Source organism: Deferribacterota bacterium (assembly GCA_034189185.1).
Classification (GTDB): Bacteria; Chrysiogenota; Deferribacteres; order Deferribacterales; family UBA228; genus UBA228.
In genome coordinates this window covers 1-4271 of the sequence record JAXHVM010000156.1, presented here as the reverse complement: position 1 = coordinate 4271, position 4271 = coordinate 1, and the positions used below count along the sequence as shown (strand labels likewise).

Genomic DNA, 4271 nt, shown 5'->3' with positions numbered 1-4271 from the left:
AGTCGTTGCTTTCGGCGGTGCCGTTGCTTAACGCTAAGTTGATGGTGACGTCGTTTTCCGTGGCGTTGGATAGACTGACTTCATAGGTGGCTTGGTTGCCTTCGGCGACCAGTAAATGCTACATATTATAGGAGTAAAGGTTATTGTCTATGTAATTATTGTGGCAAAAAGATAGATATTGTTTGTAGCAAATGTGGTAGTAAGGATTTTTTTGATTTTGGTTTTGGTATAGAAAATATTTATGAGGCATTAAAAAATATATTTGAAGGTGTCTCTATATTAAAAATCGATAAATATGACGTTGAAAAAAAAGATGCTAATAATCTTATCAAAAGAATAGAAAATTCAGATTATGATATATTGATTGGAACCTTTGCACTTCTTAGAAGGTTTGATAATCTTAATATTGACACAGCTATTATCATGAGTATGGAAAATATAATCAATTTGCCTGATTTTAGAATTTATGAGAAGATAATGAGGCTCCTCTATAAGTTTAGTGGTAAAATTGATCAATTTAGCAAAGCTTATGAATATTATATTCAATCTTATGGAATTGATAATCCACTTTTTAGTTTTATAGATAAAGAGATTGAGACATTTTATGATTTTGATATTAAAAGAAGGAAAATATATAGCTATCCCCCCTTTGTTAATATTATAAGAGTTATTGTGCAATCAAAAAAACACGATCATTTGTATAATGTTATTAAAGATCTAGTTGAATCTGTAAAAGATAATAAAGATGTAACCCTAATCGGCCCCTCTACAGCGCCAATCTTTAAATTGAGAGATAATTATAGATATAATTTTTTAATAAAAGCTAAAAATAAAGATATAATTCTTGATTATTGTTATCTTATTAAAGAAAAATTCAATAAAATAAAAAAAGGCTATATGAGGATTAAAATAGATGTGGATCCCTATTTCTTCATTTAAATTTTTATTTTATATTTATATATGTTGCTTTATGATAGTATGGGTATAAAATCCTATTAACAAATATTAAAAATGAAAAAATTAAAAATTATAATAATTATTTTTACAATTTTAATTATTTTGTCTGTGGCTATGATTATTGTATTTAAAATGCAGAAAATGGAATCTTTTATACAAGAGGGTGATAATGACAATAAATCAGTTATGATAATAAATAATCTAGTTTTAGATAGAAATTTGCCTACAGGTGGCAGAGCTAAGGTTGAGGCAAGTAGGGCTTATATTAGTAAGCAAGGTAAATATGCATCACTTGATAATTGTAGTATTAGATATGTTGCCAACAATATTGATGTTTTAGCTACAGCAAAAAAATGTGTATACATAGAAGATAAAAAAATTACATTAAGAAGTAGTATTAAGGGTAAAATAAATGATGTAAGTTTTTTTGGAGATAATAATAGTATTTTTGAATTCTATATTACTAAAGGCTATGGTATAATGGAAGGAGGGGTAAAGATATCAGAGAAAGGCAATAGTGTTGAGGCGGGTAAACTTGAAATATTTAAGGAAAAGAGGGCTTTATATTTTTCAAAAGGAGTAAGGGTTAAATATGAGAATTAGATTATTTATAATATGTTTAATGTCTCTTATATGTATAAATGCTTTGAAAGACAGTGTAAAAATTGAATCTGATTCGTTAAAATATTTTAGTGATGATAACTATTCACTATTCGAAGGTAATGTTAAGGCAGTTTATGATGATATTATAATATACTCTAAAAAGATGTATGTTTATATGCGAGAAAATGATGAAGTAGATAAAATTGTCTGTAAAGGCGATGTTAAGATAGTTAAAGATGATATTACCTCAACTGCTAAAGAGGCAGAGTATGATGTAGACAAGGATATATTTTACCTTTATGGTGGTGTAAGAATATGGCAGGATAACAACTACTTAGAAGGGGAAGAGATTGTTTACAACAACAAAACAAATGAAATTCAGGTAAAAAAAGGAAAAAATAGGCGGGTTATAGTTATATTTAAACCGGAGAAAAAGGAGGATAATACTACTAATGTCCCTTAGCGCCGAAGATCTATGTAAAGTTTATAAGAATAATACAGTAGTTAATAAAATAAATTTAAGTGTTAAAAAGGGTGAGATTGTTGGGTTGTTAGGTCCTAATGGAGCGGGCAAGACGACAACATTTTATATGCTTGTTGGCATTATTAAATCAGATAGTGGTAAAATAACATTTTTTGACAGAAACATTACAAATATGCCTATATATAAAAGAGCTTTGTTAGGACTTGGTTATTTACCACAAGAGGCCTCAATTTTTAGAAAATTAACAGCTTATGAGAATATTTACGCTGTACTTGAATTAAGATATAGAGATAATAAGTATATTAGAGAAAGGACAGAACAATTAATAGCTGATTTTGACTTAGAGAAAGTTAGAAATTCAAAGGGTTATATTCTATCTGGAGGTGAGAGGAGGAGAGTTGAGATAGCTAGAACCTTCTCATTAAATCCTGAAATAATTTTGTTGGATGAACCCTTTACTGGTGTAGATCCTATATCTATAATTGAAATAAAGGAGATGATTTTTAATCTAAAGAAGAAAAATATAGGCGTTTTGATTACAGATCACAATGTGAAAGAAACCCTCTCAATTACTGATAGAGCTTATATAATATATAATGGTGCAATTCTGGCTGAAGGTGATCCTGCTTCATTGATCAACCATGAAAAGGTTATTGACTATTATTTAGGGAAAGGTTTTCGTTTATAATGAGAAACAAGCTAGGGCTAAACTTAAATATTAAACCACAGCAAAAATTGATAATAACCCCACAGATGAGGCTTTCCCTCAGTGTGTTGCAAATGAATATATCGGATATTTTATTAGAGATTAATAGCACCCTACAATCTAACCCTCTTTTAGAGGAATCCTATGATATAAAAAATATAGATTATAAAAAAAACAAAAATGAGATTTATTATAGCAACTTAGGTGATTTTAATTACAAAGGTGTAAAAACATCTTATAGTAAGAATGATGGTGAGAATGAATATAATTATGAAAATTTTGTATCTAGCAAACAATCCCTTGAAGAACACTTATTATTTCAATTAAATATAAGTGGTTTAAAGGGTAGCTGCAAAGAAATTGCAGAATATATTATAGGCAATTTAGATGATAATGGTTTTTTTAAATTAGACATATCATCGGTTGCCCAATATTTTAAAGTTAGCGAAGATGAGGTTGTTAGGATATTAAGAATTGTTCAGGATTTTGACCCTCCAGGTATTGCAAGTAGAAATCTAAAAGAATGTATATTGAATCAATTAGGCGAACTTAATATAAGCCAAAAAATATTGAAGGACATAGAAAAGATTATTGATTTATATGAGAGTAACCCTTATTTGAGGGAAAGCGATATTATAGAAAAGTTAAATCTAACAGATAGTTATTATAATTATTTGAAAAATATTATAAATAAAGCCGATCCAAAGCCTGGCCTATCTTTTGGGGAACAAATAAAATATATATACCCCGATGTTTTCATATATAAGATTAATAATAAATTACACGTAGCTATTAATAATAAAGATATACCACCTATTAGGATCAATAATTATTATAAAAAACTTGTTAAACAAGATAATATTGATGAAAAGACAAAAGAATATATTGCAGAAAAGATAAAAAATGCAGAGTGGTTTATAAAGAGCTTGTATCAAAGAGATGATGCGCTTGTAAAAGTTACAAAAGCAATTGTAGATTATCAAAAAGATTTTTTTATTAAAGGCTTTGAGTATTTAAAGCCGATGAAGCTAAAGGATATTGCAAAGATTTCTGGATTACATGAATCAACTGTTAGTAGGGTTGTATCTGGAAAGTATGCAAGCACTATGTACGGTGTTATTGAATTGAAAATGTTTTTTAAAAAAGGTTTTAAAACAAGTGATGGAAGTTTTAGTGTTGATCGCGTAAAAGAATTGATAAAGAATATAGTTAAGAGTGAACCAAGCAATGATCCTTATTCTGATAGTACGATATCTAGCATGCTAACAGAGTACGGTTTAAAGATTGCAAGAAGAACTGTTGCAAAATATAGGGAAGAATTAAATATACCTTCAAAAAAATATAGGAGAAAAGAGAGGTCGAGCAATGAATGTAAAAATAACTGCTAAGAATTTAGAGTTAACAGATGCTATCAAAAATTACATTGAAAAAAAGTTAAAGCGTATTGATAAGTATTTTGATTATGTTTTGGACGTAAGTGTTATTTTAGAGGTTCAAAGAAACGTGCATTCTGCTGAGATA

Annotated in this window: 6 protein-coding genes; all 6 read left to right on the top strand. The window is 28.5% G+C overall.

The window, feature by feature from the left end; genetic code table 11:
* The first annotated feature begins 429 nt into the window (after positions 1-429).
* A complete protein-coding gene (locus SVN78_08910) occupies positions 430-939 on the top strand; it encodes a hypothetical protein (GenBank protein MDY6821724.1) in 510 nt (169 codons plus the stop codon).
* Between the two features lie 159 nt (positions 940-1098).
* The gene (locus SVN78_08905) at positions 1099-1560 is read left to right on the top strand and encodes a hypothetical protein (protein MDY6821723.1); all 462 of its coding nucleotides are present in this window, start codon (positions 1099-1101) and stop codon (positions 1558-1560) included.
* Positions 1550-2023 carry a lipopolysaccharide transport periplasmic protein LptA gene (lptA, locus tag SVN78_08900; GenBank protein MDY6821722.1) on the top strand — a complete coding sequence of 158 codons (474 nt, stop codon included), beginning with the start codon at positions 1550-1552 and terminating at the stop codon, positions 2021-2023. The genes SVN78_08905 and lptA overlap by 11 nt, the downstream gene beginning before the upstream one ends.
* A complete protein-coding gene (lptB, locus tag SVN78_08895; protein MDY6821721.1) occupies positions 2013-2732 on the top strand; it encodes an LPS export ABC transporter ATP-binding protein in 720 nt (239 codons plus the stop codon). The genes lptA and lptB overlap by 11 nt, the downstream gene beginning before the upstream one ends.
* Entirely contained in the window at positions 2732-4138 is a 1407-nt protein-coding gene (gene rpoN / locus SVN78_08890) for an RNA polymerase factor sigma-54 (GenBank protein MDY6821720.1), read from the top strand. Before lptB ends, rpoN begins: the two co-directional genes overlap by 1 nt.
* A partial coding sequence (gene raiA / locus SVN78_08885; GenBank protein MDY6821719.1) for a ribosome-associated translation inhibitor RaiA occupies positions 4116-4271 on the top strand: 156 nt, incomplete at its 3' end. The genes rpoN and raiA, both read left to right, overlap by 23 nt.

What these genes read in the sequence shown, in the direction of transcription:
- lptA (MDY6821722.1), top strand. Translation starts at nt 1,550, where the DNA reads ATGAGAATTAGATTATTTATAATATGTTTAATGTCTCTTATATGTATA.
- SVN78_08910 (MDY6821724.1), top strand. Translation starts at nt 430, where the DNA reads ATGGAAAATATAATCAATTTGCCTGATTTTAGAATTTATGAGAAGATA.
- lptB (MDY6821721.1), top strand. Translation starts at nt 2,013, where the DNA reads ATGTCCCTTAGCGCCGAAGATCTATGTAAAGTTTATAAGAATAATACA.
- SVN78_08905 (MDY6821723.1), top strand. Translation starts at nt 1,099, where the DNA reads ATGGAATCTTTTATACAAGAGGGTGATAATGACAATAAATCAGTTATG.
- rpoN (MDY6821720.1), top strand. Translation starts at nt 2,732, where the DNA reads ATGAGAAACAAGCTAGGGCTAAACTTAAATATTAAACCACAGCAAAAA.